25 protein-coding genes are annotated in these 26,476 nt (G+C 72.7%); 11 read left to right on the top strand and 14 right to left on the bottom strand.

The window, feature by feature from the left end; translation table 11 throughout:
- Window positions 1-280: 280 nt before the first annotated feature.
- From OG689_RS09720 to OG689_RS09700, 5 genes are all read left to right on the top strand, one after another.
- A complete protein-coding gene (locus OG689_RS09720; RefSeq protein WP_266319415.1) occupies window positions 281-2,422 on the top strand; it encodes an MMPL family transporter in 2,142 nt (713 codons plus the stop codon).
- A 234-nt stretch (window positions 2,423-2,656) separates the two neighbouring features.
- Window positions 2,657-3,232: a TetR/AcrR family transcriptional regulator gene (locus OG689_RS09715; RefSeq protein ID WP_266319414.1), complete on the top strand. Its 576-nt coding sequence runs from the start codon at window positions 2,657-2,659 to the stop codon at window positions 3,230-3,232.
- A gap of 101 nt (window positions 3,233-3,333) precedes the next feature.
- Entirely contained in the window at window positions 3,334-3,912 is a 579-nt protein-coding gene (locus OG689_RS09710; protein WP_266319412.1) for a DUF4865 family protein, read from the top strand.
- Window positions 3,913-3,926: 14 nt separating this feature from the next.
- The gene (locus tag OG689_RS09705) at window positions 3,927-4,346 is read left to right on the top strand and encodes a carboxymuconolactone decarboxylase family protein (RefSeq protein WP_266319410.1); all 420 of its coding nucleotides are present in this window, start codon (window positions 3,927-3,929) and stop codon (window positions 4,344-4,346) included.
- Window positions 4,343-5,275, top strand: a complete 933-nt coding sequence (locus OG689_RS09700; protein WP_266319408.1) for a phosphotriesterase — start codon at window positions 4,343-4,345, stop codon at window positions 5,273-5,275. Before OG689_RS09705 ends, OG689_RS09700 begins: the two co-directional genes overlap by 4 nt.
- A gap of 22 nt (window positions 5,276-5,297) precedes the next feature.
- Here OG689_RS09700 and OG689_RS09695 read toward each other — a convergent pair whose 3' ends face one another.
- Window positions 5,298-6,113 carry a nucleotidyltransferase domain-containing protein gene (locus tag OG689_RS09695; RefSeq protein ID WP_266319406.1) on the bottom strand — a complete coding sequence of 272 codons (816 nt, stop codon included), beginning with the start codon at window positions 6,111-6,113 and terminating at the stop codon, window positions 5,298-5,300.
- A 324-nt stretch (window positions 6,114-6,437) separates the two neighbouring features.
- On the opposite strand from OG689_RS09695, the gene OG689_RS09690 reads away from it, so the two are divergent.
- On the top strand, window positions 6,438-7,577 hold the full coding sequence (locus tag OG689_RS09690; protein ID WP_266319404.1) for an alpha/beta hydrolase-fold protein: 1,140 nt from the start codon (window positions 6,438-6,440) through the stop codon (window positions 7,575-7,577).
- 29 nt (window positions 7,578-7,606) lie between these two features.
- On the opposite strand, the gene OG689_RS09685 is transcribed toward OG689_RS09690, so the two are convergent.
- The 3 genes from OG689_RS09685 to OG689_RS09675 all read right to left on the bottom strand — a co-directional run bounded on the left by OG689_RS09685 (window position 7,607) and on the right by OG689_RS09675 (window position 12,209).
- On the bottom strand, window positions 7,607-7,939 hold the full coding sequence (locus tag OG689_RS09685; protein ID WP_073921753.1) for a hypothetical protein: 333 nt from the start codon (window positions 7,937-7,939) through the stop codon (window positions 7,607-7,609).
- 95 nt (window positions 7,940-8,034) lie between these two features.
- A complete protein-coding gene (locus OG689_RS09680) occupies window positions 8,035-11,451 on the bottom strand; it encodes a carbohydrate binding domain-containing protein (RefSeq protein ID WP_266319402.1) in 3,417 nt (1,138 codons plus the stop codon).
- 362 nt (window positions 11,452-11,813) lie between these two features.
- Window positions 11,814-12,209 (bottom strand): ribonuclease, encoded by a 396-nt coding sequence (locus tag OG689_RS09675; RefSeq protein ID WP_266319400.1) that lies wholly within the window; start codon window positions 12,207-12,209, stop codon window positions 11,814-11,816.
- A 296-nt stretch (window positions 12,210-12,505) separates the two neighbouring features.
- Between OG689_RS09675 and OG689_RS09670 the strand changes: the two genes are divergently transcribed.
- Together OG689_RS09670 and OG689_RS09665 are read left to right on the top strand one after the other, a co-directional pair.
- On the top strand, window positions 12,506-13,195 hold the full coding sequence (locus tag OG689_RS09670) for an HAD family hydrolase (RefSeq protein WP_266319398.1): 690 nt from the start codon (window positions 12,506-12,508) through the stop codon (window positions 13,193-13,195).
- Window positions 13,196-13,251: 56 nt separating this feature from the next.
- The gene (locus tag OG689_RS09665; protein WP_266319396.1) at window positions 13,252-13,677 is read left to right on the top strand and encodes an NUDIX domain-containing protein; all 426 of its coding nucleotides are present in this window, start codon (window positions 13,252-13,254) and stop codon (window positions 13,675-13,677) included.
- Between the two features lie 34 nt (window positions 13,678-13,711).
- Here the strand turns inward: OG689_RS09665 and OG689_RS09660 are convergent, their stop codons facing one another.
- Together OG689_RS09660 and OG689_RS09655 are read right to left on the bottom strand one after the other, a co-directional pair.
- Window positions 13,712-14,320 (bottom strand): hypothetical protein, encoded by a 609-nt coding sequence (locus tag OG689_RS09660; protein WP_266319395.1) that lies wholly within the window; start codon window positions 14,318-14,320, stop codon window positions 13,712-13,714.
- Window positions 14,321-14,556: 236 nt separating this feature from the next.
- Window positions 14,557-15,354: an IclR family transcriptional regulator gene (locus OG689_RS09655; protein WP_266319393.1), complete on the bottom strand. Its 798-nt coding sequence runs from the start codon at window positions 15,352-15,354 to the stop codon at window positions 14,557-14,559.
- 190 nt (window positions 15,355-15,544) lie between these two features.
- On the opposite strand from OG689_RS09655, the gene aceB reads away from it, so the two are divergent.
- A complete protein-coding gene (gene aceB, locus OG689_RS09650; RefSeq protein ID WP_266319391.1) occupies window positions 15,545-17,197 on the top strand; it encodes a malate synthase A in 1,653 nt (550 codons plus the stop codon).
- Between the two features lie 240 nt (window positions 17,198-17,437).
- A complete protein-coding gene (locus OG689_RS09645; protein ID WP_266319389.1) occupies window positions 17,438-17,824 on the top strand; it encodes a gamma-glutamylcyclotransferase in 387 nt (128 codons plus the stop codon).
- 100 nt (window positions 17,825-17,924) lie between these two features.
- On the opposite strand, the gene OG689_RS09640 is transcribed toward OG689_RS09645, so the two are convergent.
- Window positions 17,925-19,457, bottom strand: coding sequence for a HEAT repeat domain-containing protein (locus OG689_RS09640; protein ID WP_266319387.1), 1,533 nt, complete (start codon window positions 19,455-19,457; stop codon window positions 17,925-17,927).
- A gap of 88 nt (window positions 19,458-19,545) precedes the next feature.
- On the opposite strand from OG689_RS09640, the gene OG689_RS09635 reads away from it, so the two are divergent.
- Window positions 19,546-20,049: a DUF4240 domain-containing protein gene (locus tag OG689_RS09635; RefSeq protein WP_266319385.1), complete on the top strand. Its 504-nt coding sequence runs from the start codon at window positions 19,546-19,548 to the stop codon at window positions 20,047-20,049.
- A gap of 186 nt (window positions 20,050-20,235) precedes the next feature.
- Here the strand turns inward: OG689_RS09635 and OG689_RS09630 are convergent, their stop codons facing one another.
- The 7 genes from OG689_RS09630 to OG689_RS09600 all read right to left on the bottom strand — a co-directional run bounded on the left by OG689_RS09630 (window position 20,236) and on the right by OG689_RS09600 (window position 26,244).
- The gene (locus OG689_RS09630) at window positions 20,236-21,618 is read right to left on the bottom strand and encodes an 8-oxoguanine deaminase (protein WP_266319383.1); all 1,383 of its coding nucleotides are present in this window, start codon (window positions 21,616-21,618) and stop codon (window positions 20,236-20,238) included.
- A 75-nt stretch (window positions 21,619-21,693) separates the two neighbouring features.
- A complete protein-coding gene (locus OG689_RS09625; protein WP_266319381.1) occupies window positions 21,694-23,088 on the bottom strand; it encodes a nucleobase:cation symporter-2 family protein in 1,395 nt (464 codons plus the stop codon).
- Between the two features lie 421 nt (window positions 23,089-23,509).
- Window positions 23,510-24,424 (bottom strand): factor-independent urate hydroxylase, encoded by a 915-nt coding sequence (pucL, locus tag OG689_RS09620; protein ID WP_266319379.1) that lies wholly within the window; start codon window positions 24,422-24,424, stop codon window positions 23,510-23,512.
- 27 nt (window positions 24,425-24,451) lie between these two features.
- Complete coding sequence (gene uraH / locus OG689_RS09615) at window positions 24,452-24,787, bottom strand: hydroxyisourate hydrolase (protein ID WP_266319377.1); 336 nt, start codon at window positions 24,785-24,787, stop codon at window positions 24,452-24,454.
- A gap of 39 nt (window positions 24,788-24,826) precedes the next feature.
- A complete protein-coding gene (uraD, locus tag OG689_RS09610) occupies window positions 24,827-25,372 on the bottom strand; it encodes a 2-oxo-4-hydroxy-4-carboxy-5-ureidoimidazoline decarboxylase (protein ID WP_266319375.1) in 546 nt (181 codons plus the stop codon).
- A 225-nt stretch (window positions 25,373-25,597) separates the two neighbouring features.
- Window positions 25,598-25,978 carry a helix-turn-helix domain-containing protein gene (locus tag OG689_RS09605; RefSeq protein WP_266319373.1) on the bottom strand — a complete coding sequence of 127 codons (381 nt, stop codon included), beginning with the start codon at window positions 25,976-25,978 and terminating at the stop codon, window positions 25,598-25,600.
- On the bottom strand, window positions 25,975-26,244 hold the full coding sequence (locus OG689_RS09600; protein WP_266319371.1) for a thiamine-binding protein: 270 nt from the start codon (window positions 26,242-26,244) through the stop codon (window positions 25,975-25,977). Before OG689_RS09600 ends, OG689_RS09605 begins: the two co-directional genes overlap by 4 nt.
- Between the last annotated feature and the right edge of the window lie 232 nt (window positions 26,245-26,476).

Here is a 26,476-nt window from a genome sequence, read left to right as displayed (position 1 = left end):
GCCGCGTTCCCGCGCCGGCGTCCCCGCCGCCGTGTTCCGGACCCGCTGTTCCGGACCCGCTGTTCCGGACCCGCTGTTCTAGACGTACTGTCCCCGTCGCACTGTTCCGGGCGCGATGGTCCGAGCGCCCGGTTCCAAGCGCACCGACGACCGCTTGGAACCGGATCCCAAGCCGACTCCAAGCCGCCCCTGCCACGATCGGCGGGACTTCCGCACGGTGCCCCCGCAGCACTGCTCCTCGCGGCGCCGTCCCGAACCCGTACCTGCCGAAAGGCTCCTGATGTCCTCCCTCCTCGGCCGCCTCGGCGGCGCCGCGGCGGCCAGACCGTGGCGCACCCTGGTCGCCTGGCTGCTGCTCCTCACCGCGGCCTTCGCCCTCGCGCTCACCGTCGGCGGCACGCCGCGCGACTCCTACCGGGTGCCCGGCACCCGCTCGCAGGCCGGCGCCGATCTGCTGGCCGAGCGCTTCCCCGAGATGTCCGGGGCCGGGGCCCGGGTCGTGGTCCACGACCGCACCGGAGCCCGGGTGCCGGACGCGGTGCTGGGCGAGCTGGCCGGCCGGCTGGCCGGGCTGCGGGGCACCCCGATCGTGGCGCCGCCGGTGTTCTCGGAGTCCGGCGACACCGCGCTGATCGCCCTGACCTACCGGATACCCGTCACCTCCTTCGAGGGCTCGGAGGGCCTGGACGCGCTGCGCGCGGCCGCCGAGCCGGTCGAACACAGCGGCCTGCAGGTCGAGTTCGGCGGTCAGCTGCCGGAGAACTTCTCCGCGCCCTCGGGCACCGCCGAGGCGATCGGCATCGTCGCGGCCCTGATCATCCTGGTGCTCGCGCTCGGCACCGTGGTCTCGGCGGGTCTGCCGCTGATCGTCGCGCTGGCCGGCCTGGGCCTCGGCAGCGCGGTGATCTACCTGCTCGCCGCGGTCACCGACATCAGCGCCACCGCGCCCACCGTCGCCAGCATGGTCGGCCTCGGGGTCGGCATCGACTACGCGCTGCTGCTGGTCAGCCGCCATGTCGAGGGCCTGCGCAAGGGGCTGACCCCGCAGCGGGCCGCGGCCGAGGCGACCGCCACGGCCGGCTCCTCGGTGGTGGTGGCCGGCTCCACCGTCCTGGTGTCGCTGTTCGGCCTGAAGCTGGCCGGGCTGGCCACCTACTCCTCCTTCGGCTACGCGACCTTCGCGGTGGTCGGCGCGGTGATGCTGGCCTCGCTCACCCTTGTTCCGGCGCTCTGCTCGCTGGCCGGCCAACGGCTGCTGCGCCGGGCCGAGCGGCGCGGCGAGGGGAAGTCCGCCGCCGAGCCGGTCGGCCCGACCCGTACCGAGCGCTGGGCCCGGCTGATCGGCCGGCGGCCGGTGGCGGCGGCGCTGGCCTCGCTGGTGGTGATGCTGGCGCTGGCCGCGCCGATGCTGGCGATGCGCACCTGGCCGCAGGACGCCGGCATCCAGGCCGAGTCCAACACCACCCGCAAGGCGTACGACCTGGTGTCCGCCGGGTACGGGCCGGGCGCGAACGGGCCGCTGCTGGTCACGGTCGACCTGCGCAAGGTGGCGGCTGCCGAGCTTCCCGCGATCGCGGCCCGGCTGCAGGCCGATCCGGGTGTCGCGGCGGTGGCCCCGGCGCTGGTGAACGGCGCGGGGGACGCGGCCGTGGTCTCGGTCCAGCCGCGGACCGGCCCGCAGGACACCCGCACCCAGCAGCTGCTGGACCGGATGCGCTCCGGCCTGCTGCCGCAGGGCGCCGAGGTGACCGGGGTGGTGGCGGTCTTCTCCGACATCTCGGACCGGTTGGCGTCCCGGCTCTGGGTGGTGGTCCCGTTCGTGGTGGCGCTGTCGCTGATCCTGCTGACGCTGCTGTTCCGGGCGCCGGTGATCGCGGTGAAGGCGGCGGCGATGAACCTGCTCTCGGTGGCCGCCGCTTACGGCGTGATGACGGCGGTCTTCCAGACCGACGCGGGGGCGGAACTGCTCGGCCTGCCGCACTCGGTGCCGGTGTCCTCCTGGGTGCCGATCCTGATGTTCACGGTGCTGTTCGGCCTCTCGATGGACTACGAGGTCTTCCTGCTCTCCCGGGTCCGTGAGGACTGGCTGGCCACCGGGGACGCCCGCGGCAGCGTGGTGCGCGGGCTCTCCGCGACCGGCCGGGTGATCAGCAGCGCGGCGGCCATCATGGTGGCGGTCTTCATCGGGTTCGCGATCGACCCGGACGTGACCGTCAAGATGATGGGTGTCGGCATGGCGGCCGCCGTGCTGGTCGACGCGACGATCGTCCGGCTCGTCCTCGTCCCGGCGACGATGACCCTGCTCGGCCGCGCCAACTGGTGGCTGCCGGCCTGGCTGGACCGCCTGCTGCCCGAGCTGCGGATCGAGCACGGGGACGGCCCGGCGCCGGCAGTCAGGGAGCGCGAGCGGGTCGGCGTCTGAACCACATCCGTACGTACCGTCCGACGGTATGACGATCCCATCGCTTCAAGCTCACTGACACCGCTCCGGACGGACGACCGTCAGACGTGTGCCACCCGCCGGCCCCGCCGGCCGAGGGGGTCGCCGGCCCGTGGCCGGCGGCCCCCTGTCGCGTCCCGGAGCAAACGTCCCGGAACAAACGTCCCGGAGCAAAGGGGGTGGTCTTCTGTACCTACTGGTATGTACAGTGAGGTCATGGCAACCCAGGACCGGCTGATCGAGAGCACCCAGGAGCTCCTCTGGGAGCGCGGCTACATCGGCACCAGCCCCAAGGCGATCCAGCAGCGGGCCGGCGTCGGGCAGGGCAGCATGTACCACCACTTCGACGGCAAGCCCGACCTCGCGGCCGCCGCCCTGCGGCGCAGCGCCGAGGAGATGCGCGCCGTCGCCGAGGAGCGGCTGGCCGGGCCCGGCACCGCCTACCAGCGGATCGAGGCCTACCTGCTGCGCGAGCGCGTGGTGCTGCGCGGCTGCCGGATCGGCCGGATGGCGCAGGACCCGGAGGTGGTCGCCGACCCGCGGCTGCGCGCCCCGGTCGAGGAGACCTTCGACTGGCTGCGCGGCCGGATCGCCGAGGTGATCGCCGAGGGCCGGGCGGCCGGTGAGTTCGTCCCCGGGGCCGACCCGGCCGACACGGCGGCCGCCGTGGTCGCCGTCGTCCAGGGCGGCTACGTGCTGGCCCGGGCCGCCGACAGCCCCGAGCCGTTCCGGCAGGCCGTTCGCGGCGCCCTCGGCCTGCTCGCCGGCCTGAACGCGCCGGCCGGTCCCTGAGCCGCAGGCTCGTCGCACCCCGCGAGGCCGCCCGTCACCGCGGTCACCGCCGCGACCGCGGCCCCGCCGCATGCCAGCACCTCCCGACCGGAGAGACCACCGTGCACGCGATGCAGTACGAGATCACCCTGCCCGCCGACTACGACATGGAGATCATCCGCCAGCGGGTCGCCACCCGGGGCCACCTGATGGACGCCTACCCCGGGCTCGGCCTCAAGGCCTACCTGGTCCGCGAACGCGGCGACGGGAGCGGCTCGCCGGTGAACCAGTACGCGCCGTTCTACCTCTGGAACACCGCCGAGGGGATGAACAGCTTCCTCTGGGGGCCCGGCTTCCGGGGCATCGTCACCGACTTCGGCCGCCCGGTGGTCCGGCACTGGCTGGGCGCCGGGTTCCGCACCGGCCCCGCCGTGGCCGCCGTCCCGCTCACCGCCACCCGCCGCACCGAACGCATCCCCGAGGGCACCGACCCCGCCGAGGCGGTCGAACGCGCGCTCGCCGACCTGCCCGAGGACGAGGCGCTGCACAGCGCGGCCGTCGCCGTCGACCCCGGCCGCTGGGAGCTGCTGCGCACCGCCCTGTGGCGGGGGAGCGCCCCGGAGCGGCACGGCACCCGCTACCAGCTGCTGCACCTGTCCCGTCCGGGGCTCCACGACCTGCCGGCCGGCCGGCACTGGTGAAAGGACCTGACCCGATGACACTGCCCGACCTCACCCACGCCCCGCTGGACCGCGAGGCCGGCCACCGCCTGCTCGACGAGCTGGCCGGCCAGGACACCCAGGACAAGACCCTGCGCGGCCTGGACGAGCTGGCGCCCGGCTTTCCCGACTGGATCGTCACCAGTCTCTTCGGCGGCACCTACCAGCGCCCCGGCCTGGACCTGCGGGACCGCCAGCTGGTCAACCTCGCCGCACTGGCGACCCTCGGCGGCGTGGAACCGCAGCTCGCCGACCATGTCCGCAACAGCCTGCGGGTCGGGCTGACCCGGGAGCAGATCATCGAGGTGATGGTCCACCTGGCGCCGTACGTCGGGGTGCCCAAGGCACTGGCCGGCCTGCGGGTGGTCGCCGCCACCCTCGCGGAGGAGGCCCCGGGCACCGGGGCCGGCGCGTGAGCGCCGTCCGCACCGTGCTGGGGGACGTCGACCCGGCGCTGCTCGGCGTCTGCGACGCGCACGACCACCTCTTCCTCGCCTCCCCGCTGCTGCCCGGGCAGGAGCTGGACGACCCGGCGGCGGCCGGGACCGAACTGCGGGCCTTCGCCGCCGCCGGCGGCCGCGCCCTGGTGCAGTGGACCCCGTACGGGATGGGTCGCGGCGGGGCCGGGCTGGCCGGGCTCTCCCGGGCCACCGGCGTCCACCTGGTGGCGGCCACCGGGCTGCACCAGGACGTGCACTACGACCCGGCCGTGCTGCGGGGCCTGTCCGGGGTCGACGTCCTGGCCCGGTTGTTCACCGAGGAGCTGACGGTCGGTCTGCGGGCGGACGGCGGCGGGCCGGCGGCAGGGCCGAGCGGCGTACGGGCGGGCCTGATCAAGGTGGCCGGGGGGTTCCACGGCCTGGACGGGCACGCCCGCCGGGTGATGACGGCCGCCGCCGAGGCCCACCACGCCACCGGCGCGCCGATCGGCGTGCACCACGAACTCGGCACCGGCGCCCCCGACGTGCTGGACCTGCTGGTCGGCGGCCTCGGCGTGCCGCCGGCGCGGGTGATCCTCGGGCACCTCAACCGGTTTCCCGATCTGCGGCTGCACCGGCAGGTCGCGGAGTCGGGCGCCTTCCTCGCGCTCGACGGTCCGTCCCGGGCCAACCACGCCACCGACCACCACCTCTTCGACACCCTGGCCGCCCTGGTCGAGGCCGGCCACGCCGGTCAGCTGCTGCTCGGCGGCGACACCACCACCCGGGCCGCCCGGGGCGCGCCGGGGTCGGCCTTCCTGGTCGGCGGCCTGGCGGAGCGGATCACCCGGGAGTTCGGCGCCGACCTGACCGAGCGGCTGCTGGTGGCCAACCCGGCCCGGGCCTTCGCGGCCGACTGGGCCTGACCGGCCGGTGGCCGGTACCCCTTCAGGGGCCGGTGGGGCGTGGGGCCTTCACCCCGTGGACGGCCGCGTACTCGGCGGCCAGCCAGGGCCCCAGGTCGTCGATCAGTACGGTGAGCGCGGCCCGGTCGGCCGAGGGTCGGCGGGCCAGGTCGGCGGCCAGCCGCAGCTGCCCGGACCGCTCGGGGTAGTAGCGGCCGAACACCTCGGCGGAGATGTCGAGATCGCTGGTCCAGCCGCCCCAGCGCGGCATCACCAGCGTGAGGCCGGTCCGGACGACGCGCCGGCCCACGGCCCGGGCCAGCGTCCTGGTCTCGGCGTCGGTGCGGGCGGCGGCCAGCTGCTCGCGCCAGCGGGGGAGGAGACCGGCGAGATCGCCGTTGGTCTCGCGGGCGAGCAGCGAGGTCGGGCGGTAGCGCGGCAGCCCGGCGGCGAGGTCCTCGCCCAGCAGCGGGGTGCACAGGCAGGCGACGAACCAGCCGAGGTCGTGGCGTTCGAGCTCGCCGAGCAGGGTGTCCACGTCGAAGAGCAGGATCCCGGCGCCGTCGATCACGGGGTGGTCGGCGTCCAGCCCGGCCGCCAGCGCCGTGGCGTCGGCCCGGTCGGCGGCGGTGGGCGGCCGGCGCAGGGCGAGCAGCAGGTCGAGGTCGGAGACGCCGGGGGTGGCGGTGCCGCGCGGGACGCTGCCGTAGAGGTAGGCGCTGTGCAGCCGGGCCGGGCCGAACAGCGCCCCGATGCGGGCCCGGGCGTCGGCCACCACCCCGGCGAAGGCGGTCGGCACCCGGTCGAGGGAGCCCTCGCGGGCGATGTGGCCGTCCTCGTCGAGTCCTGGAGCAGTCATGCCCACACCTTGCCGGGCCCTGCCTGCCGGGCGCCAACGGGTTTCCGGGACGCCCGGCCGGACGGCCGCAGGGCCCGCCGCCGGGCCGCCTGACCGCTGCGCCCCACCCGCCCGACCCGCCTCCCCGTACGTGCCGACCTCCCCCGTGCCGCCCGGCCACCTCGCCGGCCGGGCGGCACCGTGCGCCACCTGCGGATTTCCGCCCGGCCGGAGGATAAACTCGATCATCGTGCCCGGCCCGGTCCGGTCGGCCCGTGGACCCGGGCCGACCCCGGGGGTGTCGTTGGGGCGGGGGTACGACTTCGATCGGGGAGCAAGTAGGACATGGGCCTGACAAGCCACAAGGTGCTGGCACTGAGCGTTCTGTTCGTCGTCCTGGTGACGGTGGGAACGGTCCGGATCTGGCCGAGATTCGCCCGGCCCACCTGGACGGCCGTGCTGGGCCGGCTCGGGACGATCATGGCGACCCAGCTCGCCCTGCTGGTGGTGATCGGCCTTCTCGCCAACAACTACTTCGCCTTCTACAGCAGCTGGGACGACCTGCTGGGCTCGGGGGACGACGGCCCGGTCACCATCCGGACGAAGCTCGACGCCGGCCGCGGCGACCGGGTGGAGCCGCTCGGGCGGGTCCCGGTCAAGGGCGGCGGGGCGGTCGGCCGCGAGCCCGGCCAGGCCGGGGAGATCCAGCAGGTGCGGATCCCCGGCGCCACCACCGGGCTCAGCACCGAGGGCTACGTCTACCTGCCGCCGCAGTACTTCCGGCCGGAGTACGCACACCGGACGTTCCCGGCCGTGATCGTCACCACCGGCTTCCCCGGTGACGCCCGGAACCTGGTGACCAGGCTCAACTACCCCGGGGCCGCGCTCAGGCTGCTGCAGAGCGGCCGGATGCAGCCGACCGTGCTGGTGATGATGCGCCCTTCGCCGGCGATGCCCGTGGACACCGAGTGCGAGGACGTCCCCGGCGGCCCGCAGTCCGACCGGTACTTCACCGAGGACGTCCCCCGGGCCGTCCTCGGCAGCTACCGGGTCTCCGCCGACCCGCAGGCCTGGGGGCTGATGGGCAACTCCACCGGCGGCTACTGCTCCCTCAAGCTGGCCATGCGTCACCCCGACGTGTTCCCGAGCGCGGTCTCGCTCTCCGGCTACTACCGCGCCGCCGAGGACGCCACCACCGGTGACCTGTTCCGGGGCAGTTCGCAGCGCCGGGACGACGCCGACCTGATCCGGCGGCTGAACCACCCGCCGCACCCGAGGGTCGCCGTGCTGCTTGCCGGAACCCGCGAGGGGGACGGTGACTACCGGCGGCAGACGGAGGAGTTCGTGGCCGCCGTCCGGGCGCCGATGAAGGTGTCGTTCAGCATGCTGAAGAGCGGCGGGCACAACTTCCAGACCTGGGAGCGGCTGCTGCCCTCCTCGCTGGAGTGGCTCTCCCAGCAGTTGAAGGTCCCGGCCGGGACGTGATGCCGTACGGGCCGGCCGGGCCGGGCTCGCTACGGCGCGATCGGCGCCAGGGTGCCGGTGTGCAGCTCGCCGACCCGGCCGCCCTCGCCCTCGTACGTCCAGAAGGCCCGGACGGTCAGCTCGGCGAGGTCCATCACATGGCTGACGGTGATGCCGCTCTGCTCGGTCCAGCTGACGAAGTACTGCTCCGGGCCCACCTGCGCCACGTGCAGGGCGACGTCCTCCCACTGCCCGGCCGACTCGCCGAGGCCCTCCCAGCGCAGACGCTTCCCGTCGGCCGAGTAGGCGTTGCGGAACTCGGCGCCGTTGTCGACCTGGAAGAGGTAGGTACGGCCGGCGAAGGCGGGCAGTGGCGCGGTCATGGCTGGGCTTGTCCTCGTCGTCTCGTGTCGGTGGGGCGCGACCGGTCACCCGGGCGCGCCCCACCAACCTATCCGACGGTGTCGGCCTTTCGGCCCTACTTCAGGTACGGGCCGTCCGTGCCGACCTTGCCCGGGGCGGTGTTCCTGCCGCCGAGGTCCAGCACGTACACCCGCAGGTTGCCCTTGCCGGGGGCGGCGACCGACAGGGTGCCGTTGGTGACGGTGCGGACGTCACCGCTGACGGCGTCCTTGTAGGTGCCGTTCGGGATCCCGGTGTACGTCGCCGCGTTGGTCACCGCGACCAGCGCGAACGAGTCGGTGCCGCTGGCCGCGTCGGTGTAGCGGCGCTTGAAGGCCATGTCACCCGACACGCCCGTGGTCGAGTACTGCCCCATCTGCAGGGCCGGCACCGCCCGGCGGATCTGGTTCAGCCGCTGCACCTGCTTGACCAGCGGCTGGGCCAGCGTGCCGGCGACCGCGCCGGAGGCGCCGGAGACCACCGAGAAGTCGGAGGCGGTCACCTCGCCCGCGATCTTGTCGCCGTAGTAGGCCCGCCCGGTGGTGGCCAGCGGGCAGGTCGGGCCGCAGTCGATCTGCTTCCCGGCCTGGAACTCGATCTCGGAGCCGTAGTACAGCGTCGGGATCCCGCGGAAGGTCCACATCAGCGCCATGTTCTCGGCCCACGCGTCGGTGCCGCCCGCGTACCGGGTGCTCGACTTGTTCGGCCCGAAGTCGTGGCTGTCGACGTAGACCACGTTGTACGTGGCGTCGTTGGTGGAGTCGTCCGAGTCCTTGCCGTTGTTGAAGGCGTTGGAGGCGTCACCGAAGTTCATGTGCATGCGCATGTCGATGATGTTCATGCCGCTGAACTGGCTCCTGTCCGGCGTGTGGTAGCTGTTCCCGTTGAGGAAGGCGTTGCTGGACGTGGGCTGGTTCGCGGTGCCCATGGTGTTCTCGTAGGTGAACTGGTCGAGTGCTGCCTGCACGTCGTCGGAGGTGTACTCCTTGCGCTCCTTCCAGGTGAAGAACTGCGCCGAGTGGTTCACCGAGCCGCGGTTCCACTTGTCGTTCACGAACGCGCCGACCTCGCCGAAGACGAAGAAGTCGGCCGCCTTGGCCGCCCCGAACTTCTGGTTGACCTCGCTGTAGATCGCCGGCAGGAAACGGCGGTTCCAGGTCACCCGGGGGATGTGCACGGCGGTGTCGATCCGGAACCCGTCCACGCCCATGTCGATGTACTTGTTGTACGCGCCGATCAGGTACTGCTGGACGACCGGGTTCTCGGTGTTGAAGTCGGCCAGGTCCTCGTGCAGCCAGCAGGAGCGCGAGTCCTCGCCCTCCCAGTTGCCGATCCAGCACTGGTGGTACAGCGCCTTCGGGAACATCCCCGACGTCGGGTTGGGCCACTGGCAGTTGTAGACCGTGTAGCCCTCGGCGCTCCTGCCCCCGGTCGGTACGCCCCAGTTGACGCAGGTGTTGCCGGCCGGCGCGGTGGTCGACCACATGTCGCCGTTGTAGTACGACTTGCCCGACACCGGGTCGACGGTCAGGCCGTCGTACTCGAAGCCCGCGTTCGGGGCGTCGTAGTACCAGCTCCACTGCGAGTCGCGGACGCCGTAGACGGTGGGCGTGAACAGGCCCTTGGCACCCCAGCGGGAGCTGTGGTTGTAGACCACGTCCTGGTAGATCTTGATGCCTTTGGCGTGCGCGGCGTTGATCAGGTCCTGGTACGAGGCGCCGGCCGACTCCAGCCGCGGGTCGACCTTGTAGAAGTCGTACCCGTGGTAACCGTGGTAGTCGTAGTCCGAGCGGTTCAGCACCACCGGCGTGATCCACATGGCGGAGAAGCCGAGTGCCTTGATGTAGTCCAGCTTCTGGACGACACCCTTGAAGTCGCCGCGGAACATCGGGTCGTTGTTGGCCGCGTTGCCCGACTTGACGTCCTGGCTGCCGCCCCGGTCGTTGCTGGTGTCACCGTCGTAGAAGCGGGCGGTGAGCAGGAAGTAGATCGGGTCCTTGCGCGGGTCCCCGCCGAGCGGGGTGCCGCCGGCGGCCGGCGGCGGCGCGGTACCGGTGGTGGCGCAGCCGGGCGCGCTCGCGGCGGACAGGTTCCCGGCCGCGTCCAGCGCCTTCACGGTCCAGCAGTAGTAGGTGGTCGCCTCCAGGTTGGCCTCGGAGTACACCGTGGACCCGGTGTTGACCACGGAGGTGCCCTTGGTGCCGCCGATCCGGGTGATCTGGTAGCCGGTGACGGCGGTGTTGTCGGTCGAGGCGTTCCAGGTCAGCACGACCGCCGTGGCGGTGGTGCTCGCGGTGACGGCGGCCGGCACGGTCGGGGCGGTGGTGTCCGGCACGACCGCGGCGCACGGGTCGGTGGCGGAGGTGGTCACCGTCCGGTCCTTGACCGTGTTGTTCCCGCTGCCCAGCGGGTAGTTGACGCCGTTGTTGTTGTCCCAGACGCCGTTGCCGTTGTTGAAGGTCGCCTGCCAGCCGGTGGCGGTGCCCAGGCTGACCGTCTTCTTGACCCAGCCGGCGCAGGCGGCGTCCATGCCGATGCCGGGGGCGGTGGTCCAGGTGCCGCCGGTGGACGCCCAGTGCAGGTTGACGGTGGTCCAGCCGACGCTGGTGGTGGAGTACCAGACGGTGGCCGAGGTGCCGGTGGGCGGCGTGGTCGCGGTCGCCGTCGCGGTGGGGCTCGCCGTGGCCGTGGCCGTCGGGGTCGTGGTCGCCGTGGCGGACGGCGAGGCGGTCGCGCTCGCGCTCGCGGAGGGGGAGGGCGACGGGGTCGGGTCGGTCGTGCCGCACGGGTCGCTGTGCGCGACCGCGCCGGCCTTGACGGTGATCGAGCCGGTGCCCAGCTGGTAGTTGGCACCGCCGTTGCTGTCCCAGGTGCCGGCGCCGTTGTTGAAGGTCGCCTGCCAGCTGGTGGCCGTCCCGAGCGCCACGGTCAGCTTCACCCAGCCGTCGCAGGCGGCCGTCATCCGGGTGCCCGGGGCGGTCGTCCAGCTGCCGCCGGCCGGGGCCCAGTGCAGGTAGTAGGCCGACCAGTTGGTGGTCGTGGTGGAGTAGAAGACGGTGGCCGAGGTGGGCGTGGCGTTCGCGCACGGGTCGGTGCTGCTCACCGCGCCGCCGGTCACCGCACTGACGCCGCTGCCCAGGGCGTAGTTGGCGCCGTTGTGGTTGTCCCAGGCGCCGGCGCCGTTGTTGAAGGTGGCGGCCAGGCCGGTGGCGGCGCCCAGGTCGACGGTCTTCTTGAACCAGCCGTCGCAGGCCGCGTCCATCGGGACGCCGGGCGAGGTGGTCCAACTGCCGCCGGTGGGGGCGTAGTGCAGGTCGACGGTGGACCAGCCGGACGTCGGCTTGTAGTAGACCGTGGCGGTGGTGGCCGCGTGGGCGCTGAGGGCGGGGATCAGAGTGGCGAGCAGGCCGGCGAGCACGGCCAGCACGGCGGCCAGTGGTCTGCGGTGCCGGTGACGTTCGCTGCGGCGGGGCGCATGGCGAATGAGGTCCACGACGGGACTCCTCGGGGCGGGCCGCCGGGTGGGGCGGCCGGTCGGGTGGGGGAGGAGCGCGCGGCCCGTGGGCAGCGTCGAGCGCCGCAAGATCTTGCAGGCGCTGCGCCGTTGGGGCTCTTCACCGCTGCCCTGTGGGGTGGGGAGGGCTTGCGGTGCTGCGATCCTGTCTTGCGCAAAGCTCTGCAAGATGTTTCAGGAGAGTACTCGTCCGTAAATCCGGCGTAAAGAGGTCCGGAGGCACCGGCTCCTCCGGGCCGGCCTCCTCGGGGCACGACGAAGCCGCCCGCACCCCGGGGTCGGGGTGCGGGCGGCGCTGTCGCGGTCGGCCGCCGTGGCCGGCGGCGTGAGGTCGGGGTGGGCTAGCAGCCGAAGTTGACCTTGCGGAAGGTCACGTAGTGATCGGCCGTGTAGTAGTCCTCGTGGTACACCTTGCCGGTGACCATCCGGCGCGCGCCTCTGGTCGAGGAGCCGGGCGTCTTGACGGTGTACTCGTGGTAGTAGCCGGTGCTCTGCGAGGGCAGCACGCCCTCCCGGTTCTGGAACACGATGCCGTCCTGCGAGTACGGGAACGGCCCGTTCGTCGCGATCAGGTTCAGGGTGTCCTTCGCCTGGCTCGGCAGGGCGGTGAGACAGACGCTGCCACTGACGGTGGCGTGCGCGTCCGCGGCGAACACGGCGGTCGGGGCCAGGGTGAGCAGGCCGACGGCGGCGACGGAGGCGGCGCGGGTCTTCAACGCGCGTAGAGTGTTTCGCATGGCAGCAGTCTGAAGCCCGCCCGGGCGCCCGCGGAAGGCGTCCGAGTACTCTGCGGCGACTCTTCATGTACGCGTAACTGCCGTAAAACCCGGCCGACTTCCGGCGTCCGCCGACCGGCCGGGCGTCCACTCCGTGCGCACCTGACGCACACCTTGGCGACACCCCCCTCCGGCCGGTTCGCCGCCCCGGGAGGTGTCAGCCGGCCCCCGGATAACCACCTGCGGGTCGCCCCGCCCCCGGGTTAGCGTGAGGGCAGCCCCGTCCGGGGGTCGGGAGTGAAGAGCGGAGGCCGGAGTTGAGGGCCGATCAGGTGCTGGTGTTCGATGCCGACGACACGTTGTGGGAGAACAACGTGGTCTTCGAGCGGGTGATCGCCGACTTCCTGGACTGGCTGGCGCATCCGGCCCTCGGCCGGGCCGAACTGCGCGCCGTCCTCGACGAGGTCCAGTCGGCCAACGCGGTCACCCACGGCTACGGCAGCCGGATGCTGGTCCGCAGTCTCCGCGACTGTGTCGGGCGGTTGCGCGGCCGGCCCGCCACGGCGTCCGAGATCGCCGAGATCGATGCCTTGGCCGCCGTGCTGATCAGCTTTCAGGTCGAGCCGGTCCCCGGGGCGGCCGAGACGCTGGCCCGTCTCGGTGAGCGTCACACGCTGCTGCTGCTCACCAAGGGTGACGCCGAGGAGCAGCGGCGGAAGATCGACTCCTCCGGGCTGGCGCGGTACTTCCGCGCGCTGGAGATCGTCCCCGAGAAGGACGAGGCCACCTACCGGCGGTTCGTCGCCTCGCACGGGATCGTGCCCGCCGACGGATGGATGATCGGCAACTCCCCGAAGTCGGACATCCTGCCTGCCCGCCGGGCCGGCCTGAACGCCGTCTTCATCCCCAACGACAACACCTGGGTGCTGGAGCACACCGAGCTGGACCCGGCCGACACCGGAGTGCTCCACCTGCGCAGTCTCACCGAGCTCCTCGACCACTTCTGAGCCGGTACCTGAATTCCGCACCCGCTGACGAAAGGCCCGACCCGATGAGCGATCCGATGTCCGCTCCCGCTCCCGCCCCCACCGTCTCCTGCGTCTTCGTCTGCCACGACGGCGCGGGGCGGGTGCTGCTGGCCCGGCGCGGCGCCGGGGCGCGGGACGAGCCGGGCACCTGGGACACCGGCGCGGGGGCGCTCGAGTTCGGCGAGACCTTCGAGGCCGCCGTGGCCCGCGAGGTCGAGGAGGAGTACACCGCCCCGGCCCTGGCGATCGAGACGATCGGGGTGCGCAACATCCTGCGCGCGGACCCGGCCTCGCACTGGGTCGCGGTGGTCTTCGCGGTGGAGGTGGACCCGGCCCGGGTGGCGATCGGTGAGCCGCACAAATTCGACGAACTGGGCTGGTTCGCGCCGGACGCGCTGCCCTCCCCGCAGCACTCGCAGCTCGCCCCGACGCTCGCGCTGTACCGCTCCGGCCGGGGCTGACACCGCTCGCGGGCCGTGGCCGGTATCCGGCCGGTCACTCGGGGACGATCGCGACCTCGAACGGCTGCCGGTTGTCGGACATGTCGGGGTCGTCCGGGCCGACCACCACGACCCGGCCCCCGGTCAGGGTGCTGGGAGCCGGGGTGTCCGCCCCGACCCGGACGGGCACCAGCGCGGTGGCGCTGCGCAGCGAGGACAGGCCGGGCGGGAACGGGCAGCGCACCCGGCGGCCGTCCTCGGAGACCTGGCACGACTCGGGGAAGAACGGCCCCTCGGCCCGGGTGCCGGCGGGCAGGACGACCAGCACGGTGAAGCCGGAGGCCGTCCGGTCCGGCCCGCCGTTGGTCACGAAGGCGTGCACGGTGGTGCTGCCGCCGGGGTGGACGGCCTCCGGATCGGCCCGTCCCACATGGAGGTCGGACACCGTCCGCCCCTGCTGGCCGCCGCCGTCCGGCGCCGTCCCCTCACGGCCGGTCCCGGCCCGGGCGGGGGCGCTCGCCGGGTGTCCGGCCGGCCGGTCGGCCGCGTCGCCCGCACCGTCGGCGCCGGCTCCGGTGCCCGCGAGTCCCGCCGCCGACGGCGAGCCCGCGCCCGCGCCGAGCGCCAGCACGGCGCAGGACGCCACCAGGAGTCTGCGTACCAAGCCTCGGGACAACGCCCTCACCCGCCTAATGCCTCACCGGCCCGTCACCGCGCGCGCCGCCTCGGCACAAGAGTGAACCGCCGGGCGGCGGCGGGCCGGGAAACACTCCGGTGCTGCTCGAACGAGTGAACGTCGGTGTCCGGCAGCTGCCGCCCGCCGAGCCCGCCCGGCCGGCCGCTCCGGCCGCTCCGGCCGAACCGGGCGGCTGGACGTCGCAGGCGGGGCGTCAGGGCCGGTCAGGGGGCCAGTACCTGGCCGAGCCTGGCCGCGATGTGCCGCATCACCGGTACCAGCGAGGCGCTGCCGGCCTGCTCCTCCAGCGCCCGGATGCGCGCCTCGGGCCCGGACACCGACAGGGCGGTGGGGGTCGGCGCGCCGGGGACGGCCACCGCGATGCAGCGGACGCCGATCTCCTGCTCCTGGTCGTCCACCACGTAGCCGCGTTCGCGTGCCTCGGCCAGGTGCGCCAGCAGCTGCTGCGGGTCGGTCAGGGTGTACGAGGTGTGCGCGGGAAGGGGGTTGGGGCCGAGCACGGCCCGGGCCTCGTCCTCCGGCAGCTGCGCCAGCAGCGCCTTGCCGACGCCGGTGCAGTGCGGCTGGACCCGCCGTCCGACCTCGGTGAACATCCGCATCGAGCGGCGGGACTGGACCTGCCCGACGTAGACCACCTCGCCGCCCTCCAGGACGGCCAGGTTGGCGGTCTCGCCGGTGGCCTCCATCAGTTCGGCCAGGTAGGGGCGGGCCCAGCTGCCGAGCAGCCGGCCGGCGGTCTCGCCGAGCCGGATCAGGCGGGGGCCGAGGGTGTACCGGCGGGTGGTGTCCTGGCGGACATATCCCTGCTGGACGAGGGTACGAACCAGGCGGTGGATGGTGGGCATGGGCAGGCCCGAGGAGGCCGAGAGTTCGCTGAGTGTCGCCACTCCGCCCGCGTCCGCCAGCGCCTCCAGCAGCTGAAAGGCGCGTTCGACGGACTGCACGCCGCCGCTCGCGCGGTCGGTGCCTGTCGTCGATGCTGTGTCGGGGGTCGCAACCACCGGCGTTCCCTTCGCTGTCGGGGGAGGAGTAGAGTCCCAGCGATCACCTCAACAAACCGTTGAAATTCTGTATCGCGGAAACTAGTCTCCACCTTACAGAATCAAACCCGCTACCACGCGGGTTCAGATCAAGGAAGTTCCCACCGGAGCTCCCTTCGCCAGGCTCAACCGTCCAAGGAGTGTCCTGCCCATGGCTACAGATCAGGGACCCGCCGGCGTTTCCACCGCCGCTCCGGTCGTCACTGTCGCCGGTCCGCGCGTCCCCCGCGCCGAGGAGGTGCTCACCCCGGAGGCGGTCGCCTTCGTGGTCGGCCTTCACCGCGCCTTCGAAGGTCGCCGACAGGAGCTCCTGACCCGACGAAAGAGCCGTCGAGCCGAGATCGCGAAGGCAGGCACGCTCGACTTCCTGCCCGGGACGGCCGAGATCCGGGCCGGTGACTGGAAGGTCGCCGAGGCGCCCCGCGCGCTGCAGGACCGCCGGGTCGAGATCACCGGCCCCACCGACCGCAAGATGGTCATCAACGCCCTCAACTCGGGCGCGCGGGTCTGGCTCGCCGACTTCGAGGACGCCACCTCCCCGACCTGGGAGAACGTGATCAGCGGGCAGGTCAACCTGATCGACGCCTACCTGGGCCGGATCGACTTCAGCACCGAGGCCGGCAAGTCGTACACCCTGAAGCCCGCCGCCGAACTGGCCACCGTCGTGGTCCGCCCCCGCGGCTGGCACCTCGACGAGAACCACCTGCTGGTCGACGGCAACCCGGTGGCCGGCGCCTTCCTCGACTTCGGCCTGTACTTCTTCCACAACGCCGCCCGGCTGATCGCCCGCGGCGCCGAGGACCCGAACTCCGGCCCGTACTTCTACCTGCCGAAGACCGAGAGCCACCTCGAGGCCCGGCTCTGGAACGACGTCTTCACCCACGCGCAGGCCGCCCTCGGCATCCCGCACGGCACCGTCCGCGCCACGGTGCTGATCGAGACGATCACCGCCGCGTTCGAGATGGACGAGATCCTCTACGAGCTGCGCGACCACGCCGCCGGCCTCAACGCGGGCCGCTGGGACTACCTGTTCTCGATCGTCAAGAACTTCCGCGACGCCGGCGAGCACTACATCCTGCCGGACCGCAACAGCGTCGGGATGGCCTCGCCCTTCATGGCCGCCTACACCCGCCTGCTTGTGCAGACCTGCCACAAGCGCGGTGCGCACGCCATCGGCGGCATGGCCGCCTTCATCCCGTCCCGCCGCGACCCCGAGGTCAACGCCGCCGCCCTGGAGAAGGTCAAGGCCGACAAGGACCGCGAGGCCGGCAACGGCTTCGACGGCTCCTGGGTGGCCCACCCGGACCTCGTCCCGGTCGCCCGCGCCTCCTTCGACGCGGTGCTCGGCGAGCGCCCCAACCAGAAGGACAACCCCGGGTCCCCCGAGGCCGTCACCCCGGCCGAGCTGCTCGACATCGCCGGCGCCGGCGGCAGCTGCACCCGGGCCGGCCTGCACAACGCCGTCCAGGTCGGGGTCCGATACATCGAGGCCTGGCTGCGCGGTCTCGGCGCGGTCGCGATCTTCAACATGATGGAGGACGCCGCCACCGCCGAGATCTCCCGCTCGCAGATCTGGCAGTGGATCCACAACGGCGTGGTGCTCGCGGACACCGGCGAGAAGGCCACCGCCGAGCTGGTCCGCCGGCTGGTGGCCGAGGAGCTCGCGGAGCTCCGTGCCGAGCTGGGCGACGAGGCGTACGCCGGTGGGCGCTGGAACGAGGCCGCCAGGCTCTTCGAACAGGTCTCCCTCGCGGAGGAGTTCGCGGACTTCCTCACCCTGCCCGCGCTTCCCCTGCTGGGCTGAGTCCCAATCTATCCAGCCGCGACCGGGCTGCCGCCTTCCAAGCTGTAGCACTGGTCGCGGGCATTGCTCCGTTCCGTACGGCGCGCGGATCCCTCGCGCCACCGCGTCCGGTACCTCCCCCGAAGGGGGTACCGGCGCGTCCGGTACCGGCGGCCCGCCGGGGGACCTCCGAGGTCGACCCGGCCGGGCCGTCCGGCATGTCCGGCCCCGCCGTCCCGGCGGCGCCAGGAGGAGGCCCTGATGGCCCGCATCTTCTTCAACGGCCAGGCGATGGCCGGCGGCCCGTTCCACGCCTCGGTGGCGGACGGCCTGATCGGCCCGGTCCGCACCGCGCCCGGCTACCGCTTCTTCTCGATCGGCGACGTCTGCCCCGGCCTGCTCCCGGCCCCGGGCACCGACACCGCGATCGACGGCGAGCTGTACGACATCACCCTGGAGCACCTCCGGGACGTGATCCTGCCCGGCGAGCCCCGTGAGCTGGAGCTGGGCGTCATCGAGCTGGCGGACGGCAGCGCCTGCCTGTCGATGCTGCTGGCCCGCGGTGAGCTGGAGCGCGGCGTCCACCGGGAGATCACCGGGTTCGGTGGCTGGCGCGCCTACCTGGCGACGCTCGGCCGCACGGTCTGACCGCTCCGGCCGACCCTCTCGGCCCGGCCCCGTCGGCGCGGCCCGGCCCGGCCCGGCCCGGCCCGGCCCGGCCCGGCCCGGTCCGGCGCGGCCCGGTCGGTCAGGCGGACGCCGCCGCCCCGGCCGCCCAGCCGCGCAAGGCGGCCAGCGCCTCCTCAGGCAGCCGGGGCCGCACCCGCCCGGCCAGCGCGAGCAGTTCGGCGGCGGGCACGGCGTCCCCGCCCGCGGCGGACCGGCCGTCGTCACGCCCGCCCGCGGCCCCCAACCACCGGGCCAGGCCGACGGTGTCCGTCCGGCCCTGGCGGGCCAGCCGGGGGTGCGGGTCGCCGGCGGCCAGCAGGGCGGCGCGCAACGCCGTGACCGTGTCGCGCCGGGCGAGCAGCCGGTAGGCGGCGCGTCGGACGGCCGGGCGCTCCGGGTCGGTGAGCAGCTCCCCGAGGAGTCCGGTCGGCAGGCTCGCGGCGCTCGGCAGCAGCGCGGTGGCGGCCTCCCGCACGACGGTCGCGGAGTTGTCCCGCAGCAGCCGCGTCAGCTCCGGCACCGGGACGGCCCCGAGCAGCCGCAGCGCACGCACCGCGCGGGCCCTGACCTGCGCCGCCGGGTGTCCCAGCAGCGCGGTGAGGGCGTCCGCGTCGGCCGGGCCGCCGACCTCGGCGAGCCCGTCGACCGCGGCCGGCGAGGGGGAGCCGGCGGCCACCGCCGCGCGGTAGTGGGCCGGCGCGTCCCCGCCGGCCCGGCGGACGGCCTCCCGGGCGAGCGCCCGGACCAGTGGTGACGGGTCGTCGAGGTGTCCCGCGGCCTCCTGCGCCAGCCCCGCCCGCACCAGGCCGGTCAGCCCGGTGACCCGCAGCCCTTGGTGCGTGCTGCCGGCCAGCCGGCGCAGGATCTCGTGCTGCTCCGTCCAGAGCGCCTCCCGGGCGACGGCCTCGGCCGCCCGCGCCCGCAGCCCGTGATCGGCGTCCAGCTCGGCGAACCGCAGCAGGTCACGTGCCTTGAGCCGGTGCGCCACGGCGTCCAGGGCGAACCGCCGTACCTCGGGCTGCGGCGCGTCGAGCAGCCGCTCGGCCACCGCCGCCGGGGCCCCGGCCGCCAGCAGGGTGCGCAGCTGGGCGAGTGCGAAGGAGCCGCGGTCGCGGCGCGCGGTGAGCAGCGCCGTCCGGACGGCCGGCGGGCCGGCCAGGTCCGGCCGCCGGTGCAGCAGCAGGGCAAGTCCCGCCCGGGCCTGGTCGCGGACCTGGGGCACCCAGTCGCCGGCCCGGAGCACCAGGAACGGCAGGAGTTCGGGTGAAGGGTCCGCGAGGATCCGCCGGACGGCCTGCTCGCGGACCCGCCCGTCGTGGTGCGAGGTCAACAGGGCCAGCGCGACGCCGTCCGCGGCGGCGACCGGCGGGTGCTCGTCCGGCCTGGTCCGGTGCTCCCGGCGCAGGTCGGCGTCCAGTCGTAGCAGCAGGGCCGGGTGCTCGGCGAGCAGTTCCAGGGCCGCGCCGGCCTGTCCGGCCTTCCCGGCCGCCCGTAGTGCCCCGGTCAGCTCCTCGAACGAGCGGTTGCCGCGCGCCCGGGCTCGCCGGATGCTGTCCTGCAGCCGGAGCAGGACATGGCCGCCGGGCCGCTTTCGGCCGAATCCGATCTTCATCGGCCCATCCTGGTCCGCCCGTGCCCGGCGGTGCCAGTGGGTTTCGCCAGGGCCGCCGCTGTCGGACCCACCGGGCAGGATGCCGGGCATGGACACCGACACCTTCTGGCGGTTGATCGGCGACGCCCGGGCCCGGGTGTACGACGAGGAGCAGCAGGTCGAGAACCTCACCGACCTGCTGGCCGCGCTGCCCCCGGCGGAGATCATCGCCTTCGCGCGGCTCTACTCGGAGTACCACGGCCGCGCGTACACCTGGCGGCTCTGGGCGGCCGGGTACGTCATCAACGGCGGCTGCAGCGACGACGGGTTCGACTACTTCCGCGACTGGCTGATCGCGCGCGGCCGGGCCTGCTACGAGCGGGCGCTGGCGGACCCGGACGGCCTGGCGGACCTGAGCTGGGACGGGAACCGGATCGCGGAGGCCGAGTCCTTCGGCTATGCGGCGCACGAGGCGTACGAGCGGGTCACCGGCACCGAGCTGCCGTACCCGGAGGTCACCGCCGGAACCGGGGGCACCGGTCCGGCGGGCGAGCCGTGGGAGGAGGAGGATCTCGCGTACCTGCTGCCGAGGCTGTCGGCCCGCTTCGGCTGACCGTCCGGCCGGCAGCACCGCCCGCCCCCGGGCACGCCACAGCCCCGGACCCTCGCCGTGGGTCCGGAGCTGCGTTCCGCGCGCCCCAGGGGGCTCACGGAGTCCGGGTCACGCACCGTCCCTGGGCGGACCCGGAGTCGCGGGGTCGCGGCCGCCGCCGGGCGGCGGCCGCGAGGGGAGGGCGGCTCAGCCGCGGGCGGCGAGGTCCTTGGCCGCGCGGGCGCAGGCCTGGGCGATCCGGTCCTCGTTGACGGTGGTCAGGATGCCCTTCTCGACGACCGGGTTGCCGTTGACCAGCAGCAGCGCCAGCGGCGGGAGGGCGCCCAGGGCGAGGGCGGCGACCGGGTCGGCGATCGAGGAGTGCATGATGCCGTCGATCTTCCAGAGCGCCAGGTCGGCGAGCTTGCCGACCTCGATCGAGCCGATCTCGCCCTGCCGGCCGAGCACCCGGGCGCCGCCCATGGTGCCCAGGCGCAGCGAGCTGCGGGCGGTCAGCGCGTCCGGGCGGCCGTGCAGACGGTTGATCAGCAGGGCGTTGCGCAGCTCGGTGCCGAGCTCGCCGGACTCGTTGGAGGCGGTGCCGTCCACGCCGAGGCCCACCGGCACGCCGGCCTTCAGCATGTCCGGGACGCGGGCGATGCCGGCCGCGAGGCGGGCGTTGGAGGACGGGCAGTGGGCTACGCCGGTGCCGGTCTCGGCGAACTTGGCGATGTCCGAGTCGTTCATGTGGACGCAGTGCGCCATCCAGACGTCCTCGCCCAGCCAGCCCGTCGACTCGAAGTAGTCGGTCGGGCCCATGCCGAACAGCTCCTTGCAGAACTGCTCCTCCTCGGCCGTCTCCGAGCCGTGGGTGTGCAGGCGCACGCCCTTGCGGCGGGCCAGCAGCGCGGCCTCGCGCATCAGTTCGGTGGAGACCGAGAACGGCGAACAGGGCGCGATGGCGATCTGCAGCATCGAGTCGAAGGAGGAGTCGTGGTAGCGGTCCACGGCGGCCTCGGAGGCGATCAGGATGTCCTCGGTCTTCTCGACCGCGTGGTCCGGCGGCAGGCCGCCGTCCTTCTTGCTGCGGTCCATCGAGCCGCGCAGCGCGGTGAAGCGCATGCCGAGCTCCTGGACGGCCTCGATCTCGGCACCGAGGATGTCGCCGCCGTCCTTCGGGAACACGTAGTGGTGGTCCGAGGCGGTGGTGCAGCCGGACTTGAGGAGCGCGGCGGCCGAGCCCTGGGCGGCGGCGTGCACGAGCTTGTCGTCGATCCGGGCCCAGGTCGGGTACAGCGCGACCAGCCAGTCGAACAGGATGTTGTCCTGGGCCAGGCCGCGGGTGATCCACTGGTAGAAGTGGTGGTGGGTGTTGACCAGGCCCGGGGTGATCAGGTGGCCCTCGCCGTTGACCCGGCGCACCACGTTGTCCAGCCACTGCGGGGCCGGGCCGTCACCGACCGACTCGATCCTGTTGCCGAGGACGACGACGTGCCCGCGGGCGTACTCGGTGTCGTTGGCGTCGACCGTGGCGACGGCGACGTTCTCGATGACGATCCGCTGGTCGGCGGGCGGGGGCTGGACTGCCATGGTGGGACTCCTATGGGGGGAGGACGGGAGGGGGAGCGGTACGCGCCGTGGCGGTTGTACCGCTCCGCCCGCCGGTCAGGACGGTGTCGCCGTCGGCGCCGTGGCTCCGGGCGTGTCGCCGGTGGTGGAGCGGCGGGCCGCTCCGGCGTGGTGGAAGAGCAGGTTGAGCAGGACGGCCATCACGCAGCCGGCCGAGATCCCCGAGTGCATCAGGGTCCGGACGGCCTCCGGGAAGGCGTCGTAGAACGTGGGTGCCGCGATCGGGATGATCCCGACCCCGAGCGAGACGGACACCAGGACGGTGTTCGCGCTGGACTCCATGCCGGCCTCCGCGAGGGTGCGGATGCCGCTCGCCGCGACCGTGCCGAAGAGCACGATCCCGGCGCCGCCCAGGACGGGCTGCGGTACCAGGGAGACCAGCGATCCGAGCACGGGGAAGAGCCCGAGCAGGATCAGGATGCCGCCGCCGGCCGCGACCACGAAGCGGCTGCGGATCCTGGTCAGTGCGACCAGCCCGATGTTCTGGGCGAAGGCGCTGGCCGCGAAGCCGTTGAAGACCGGGCTGATGGCGGTGGCCAGGCCGTCCGCCCGCAGGCCGGCGGCCAGGGTCTGCTCGTCGGCCTCACGGTCGACGATCTTCCCGAGGGCCAGCATGTCCGCGGTGGACTCGGTCATCGAGACCACCATCACGATGCAGAGCGAGACGATCGCCGCCGCGTCGAACATGGGGGCGCCGAAGTGGAACGGGGACGGGAGCGCGAAGACCTTCGCGTCCTGGACCGCGCCGAAGTCGGCCAGACCCAGCGGGAAGGCGAGCAGGGTACCGATCGCCAGGCCGACGAGCAGGGAGAGCTGCTGCCAGAAGCCCCGGAGCAGCCGGTTGCAGAGCACCACCGCGACGAGGGTGAACGCGGCGAGGCCGATGGCCCGCATCGAACCGAAACCGGGGGCGCCGGGAGCGCCGCCACGGGCCCAGTTCACCGCCACCGGCAGCAGCGAGACCCCGATGAGGGTGATCACGGTGCCTTGCACGACCGGTGGGAAGAATCTGATCAGTTTGCAGAAGTACGGTGCCGCGAGGAAGCACAGGAGCCCCGCGACGATCACCGCCCCGAAGATCACCGGAAGGGCGTCCTTCGGGCCGTGCTCCTCGGCTATCGCGATCATGGGCGCGACGCCGGCGAACGAGACGCCGTTCACGAACGGCATCCGGGCGCCGATCTTCCAGAAGCCCAGGGTCTGGAGCAGGGTGGCCAGTCCGGCGGTGAACAGGCTGGCCGAGATGAGCAGGGCGAGCTCGGCGGGGGAGAGTCCCACGCCGGCGCCGACGATGAGCGGGGGCGCGACTACGCCCGCGTACATCGCGGCGACGTGCTGGAGTCCGGTGGAGATGAGTCTCACCGGGGGCAGCAGCTCGTCCACGGGGTGGATCCCCGGGCCGGACGGTGTGCCGGATCGGGTCTGCGGCACACCGTCCGGACCCGTGGGTCTGTCAGGATTGGAACCGCCGTCTGTGGTGCTGTTGGTGCGGAATGCCATGTCGAGCCCCTCTTGTGCCCATGGCTCCCGGCGCGCCCGTGGCGCTGGAGACTGGCTGAACTCGCCTGGGCCGAGGGTGGGACGGCGGTGCAAGGATCCCTCGGCCGGCCTCTCCAGATCCCCGGGCCGGCCGCCGTGAGGCGAGCACGATCTCCGGTTGGTGGGGGTGGAGAAACAGCTGGTGCGGTTGAGCGGGGTACTGCGGTGACATGCGGTCCTGCGGGGTCCTGCGGTACTGCGGTGGCAGCCGGTGTCCTGGTCCGCCGCCCGGTACCGCCCGGCCGGGTGGGGCCGGAGGGTGCAGCGGTGCTGGGCGGGGGTCATGACGTCGGTACCGTCGGTGCGGGCGAGGTCAGGCGACCGGGATGACCGGGACGACGCCCTCGCGGTGCACGGTGCCTTCGATCAGGCCGTACATGCGGTCCGCGGCGTAGTACACCTCGTTGTCGTTCTTGAGGCCGAAGGGCGCCAGGTCGACGAGGAAGTGGTGCTTGTTGGGCAGCTCCAGGCGGACTTCGTCCACCTCGGAGCGGTTGTTGAGGACCCGGGTGCCCATCGAGTGCAGGGTCTGCTGCAGCGAGTAGGAGTAGGTCTCCGCGAACGCCTCCAGCATGTGCCGCCGTACGTGGGTGTACGAGCGGTTCCAGTTCGGCTGGGCCTCGTCGTCCTTGCCGGTGAAGCCGTACTTCCAGCGGGCCGTCACCTGGGTGGCGAGGATCCGGTCGTACGCCTCCTGGAGGGTGGTGTACTTGTCCTTGATGTAGCCCCAGAACTCCGAGTTGGTGGAGTTCATCACGACGAGGTCCTTGAGGCCCGAGATCACCTGGACGGTCTCACCGTCGTAGACGATCTCGCAGGTGCGGGTCTCGCCGCCGTTGCGGACGAACGAGTGGCCGACCTCCTCCGAGCCGATGAAGCGGGCGGAGTTGTCCGGGGTCTTGATCCGGTCCCAGGTGTACTCCTCGATCCGGATCCGGGCGCGGTGGATCGGCTCGTTGTTGTCCACGAAGTGCTTCGCCAGCGTGATGCCGAACTGCTCCGCCGACTCGATCCCGTACTCCTTCGCGAAGGCGAAGACGGTGTTCTTGGTGGTGTCGGTGGGCAGGCAGTTGGCGTTGGAGCCGGTGAGGTGGACGTCGTCGAGGTCGCCGGAGAGGGCGACCGAGACGTTCAGGTCCTTGATCTCGTGACGGGTGCTGTCACGGTAGACGCGGACGATGCGGTTCTCCGCCTTGCCGTACTGGTTCTGACCGAGCACGTGGGCCATGACGTGGCTCCCAATCAATCAAGCGGTCTAGCTTCCGCGGTAGACCGAGTATCCGAACGGGTTGAGCAGCAGCGGCACGTGGTAGTGGTGCTGCGCGGGCGCGACCGTGAAGACGATCGAGACCTCGGGGAAGAACGGCGCCTCGTCCGACTTCGCCGCGTAGTAGGCGGCGGTGTCGAAGAGGAGCCGGACGACCGAGCCCGCCTCCACGGCCGGCAGGTCCTTGGCCCGGCCGTCGGAGTCCGTGGCGGAGGTGCCGAGCACCTTCCAGCCACCCTCGGTGTGCAGTGCGAGCTCGACCGGGACACCCTCGGCCGGGTGGCCGAGGCTGGTGTCGAGCACATGCGTGGAGATGCCAGTCATGGGTGAATTGACCTTACTGATGGCAGGAGTGACATGCGGTCAGACGGGTGGTTCGTCCAACAGGCGGTTGATCCGGATGTCGTTGATCTTGCGCAGTTCGCCCCGGACGATCTCCGCCTCGGTGGCGGCGTCGTGGGGGAACCGCTCGCGGAGGGAGGCGAGCATGGTGGCCGCGGTGCGGCCGGTCGCGCAGATCAGGAAGACATGGCCGAACTTCGCCTCGTAGGCGTCGTTGGCCTCCTGCAGGTCGGCCAGGAGGGCGGTGTCGACGCCCTGGATGCCGGCCTGCTCGCGCTCGGAGGTGGCGTCGCCCGCCTTGGGCTTGCCGATCCGGGCGTGGCCCGCCATGGCGTCGGCGAGGTCGGGGACCGTCAGTGCGGCCATGGCCGCCGCGTTGGCGGCGAGCAGGGTCTTGACGTCGGACCAGGGCCGCGCCGCTGCGACGGCGGCGGCCCATCGGGGGCTGGAGCAGATCTCCAGCAGGGTCTTCTCCAGCTCGGCGGCCGGGGCGGCCTCCAGTGCCCGGAGGGCGCCGGTGGCTTCGTCCGGCGCCGGAGGGCTGGACGCTGGGGGGTGGTTGGTCACGGGTGGACCTCCTGAAGAGTGGTGCCACCCGCAAAAACTAGATCCACCACCCCCGGGCGTCAACACTTTGTTGAACGGTTGGTGGTTACGTTTTGATCCGCGCCCGATTGCCGGCCCGTTTCGTGTGCGATTCGCCAAGTGCGCCCGGGGTGTCCGGTGGACAAACTGGGTCAACCGGCGGGACTCGACTGGTCAGCCGGTGCCCGGCCCGGCCGGTGCGTTCGCTCAGCCGGACTTCGAACCGTCCTGGCGGTTGAGGTAGTTGTACACCGTGAAGCGGCTCACGCCGAGCGCGGCGGCAACCGTCTCCACGCCGTGTCGGACGGTGAACGCGCCGCGTTCCTCCAGCAGGGCGACGACCCGCTGCTTCTCCCAGCGGTCCAGTTCGTCCAGCGGGCGGCCGTCGAACTGGCGGGTCATCTCGGCCAGCAGGCGGTCCAGCGCACTGCTCAGGTGCGGCAGCCGTACGGCGATGGCCGGGGCGCCGTCCCACTCCAGCAGGACGTCGTCGGACTTGGCCTCGTCGACCGGTACCGGGGTCGCGCCGACCGCGTCGAGCAGCGGCTTTATCGCCGTGGCGAGCGGGTGTTCCAGTGCGTTGCTCACTGCGTACCCACTCCTTCCGGGGTCTTGTCGTCGTCGAGGACGCTCACCTGGACGGAGATCCGGGTCGCCCCGGCGTCCAGCGTCTCGCGCAGCAGCTTGGTGACGGCGTCCAGCACCTGCTGGGCCTCACCTTCGGCGCCGGTGCCGAAGGGGCCGACGGCGACGGCCAGGCCGGCCTCGTCGACCACTCGCCGGGCCGCCACCGCGTGCTCGGGAAACGTGTCCAGCTCGAACGGTTCTGTCGTGAACTCCACCATCAATCGCACCTGCTCACTGTAGCGAGCGGTGCGGCGAAGGGGAGGGGCTGGTCGATCGAACAGTCGGCGACCCGCCGGGCGGGGCACTTCGGTCCACTTCAACAAATTGTTGCGGCGGCCTTGACACTCGCTCGCTGCGGCGGACATGCTTCCACCAAGCAGAATCCCTCTTCCGGATCGTGGAAGTAGGGAAACATCCCCGGCGTCCGGTCGAAGGTCGGGGGAGACACGGAAGAAAGCG

Source organism: Kitasatospora sp. NBC_00240, from assembly GCF_026342405.1.
GTDB lineage: Bacteria > Actinomycetota > Actinomycetes > Streptomycetales > Streptomycetaceae > Kitasatospora.
Note: the sequence above shows the minus strand (reverse complement) of the source record. Positions and strands in the feature narration are given on the sequence as shown.

What these genes read in the sequence shown, in the direction of transcription:
- OG689_RS09720 (WP_266319415.1), top strand. Translation starts at nt 281, where the DNA reads ATGTCCTCCCTCCTCGGCCGCCTCGGCGGCGCCGCGGCGGCCAGACCG.
- OG689_RS09715 (WP_266319414.1), top strand. Translation starts at nt 2,657, where the DNA reads ATGGCAACCCAGGACCGGCTGATCGAGAGCACCCAGGAGCTCCTCTGG.
- OG689_RS09705 (WP_266319410.1), top strand. Translation starts at nt 3,927, where the DNA reads ATGACACTGCCCGACCTCACCCACGCCCCGCTGGACCGCGAGGCCGGC.
- OG689_RS09695 (WP_266319406.1), bottom strand. Translation starts at nt 6,113, where the DNA reads ATGACTGCTCCAGGACTCGACGAGGACGGCCACATCGCCCGCGAGGGC.
- OG689_RS09690 (WP_266319404.1), top strand. Translation starts at nt 6,438, where the DNA reads ATGGGCCTGACAAGCCACAAGGTGCTGGCACTGAGCGTTCTGTTCGTC.
- OG689_RS09685 (WP_073921753.1), bottom strand. Translation starts at nt 7,939, where the DNA reads ATGACCGCGCCACTGCCCGCCTTCGCCGGCCGTACCTACCTCTTCCAG.
- OG689_RS09675 (WP_266319400.1), bottom strand. Translation starts at nt 12,209, where the DNA reads ATGCGAAACACTCTACGCGCGTTGAAGACCCGCGCCGCCTCCGTCGCC.
- OG689_RS09665 (WP_266319396.1), top strand. Translation starts at nt 13,252, where the DNA reads ATGTCCGCTCCCGCTCCCGCCCCCACCGTCTCCTGCGTCTTCGTCTGC.
- aceB (WP_266319391.1), top strand. Translation starts at nt 15,545, where the DNA reads ATGGCTACAGATCAGGGACCCGCCGGCGTTTCCACCGCCGCTCCGGTC.
- OG689_RS09645 (WP_266319389.1), top strand. Translation starts at nt 17,438, where the DNA reads ATGGCCCGCATCTTCTTCAACGGCCAGGCGATGGCCGGCGGCCCGTTC.
- OG689_RS09640 (WP_266319387.1), bottom strand. Translation starts at nt 19,457, where the DNA reads ATGAAGATCGGATTCGGCCGAAAGCGGCCCGGCGGCCATGTCCTGCTC.
- OG689_RS09635 (WP_266319385.1), top strand. Translation starts at nt 19,546, where the DNA reads ATGGACACCGACACCTTCTGGCGGTTGATCGGCGACGCCCGGGCCCGG.
- OG689_RS09630 (WP_266319383.1), bottom strand. Translation starts at nt 21,618, where the DNA reads ATGGCAGTCCAGCCCCCGCCCGCCGACCAGCGGATCGTCATCGAGAAC.
- pucL (WP_266319379.1), bottom strand. Translation starts at nt 24,424, where the DNA reads ATGGCCCACGTGCTCGGTCAGAACCAGTACGGCAAGGCGGAGAACCGC.
- uraH (WP_266319377.1), bottom strand. Translation starts at nt 24,787, where the DNA reads ATGACTGGCATCTCCACGCATGTGCTCGACACCAGCCTCGGCCACCCG.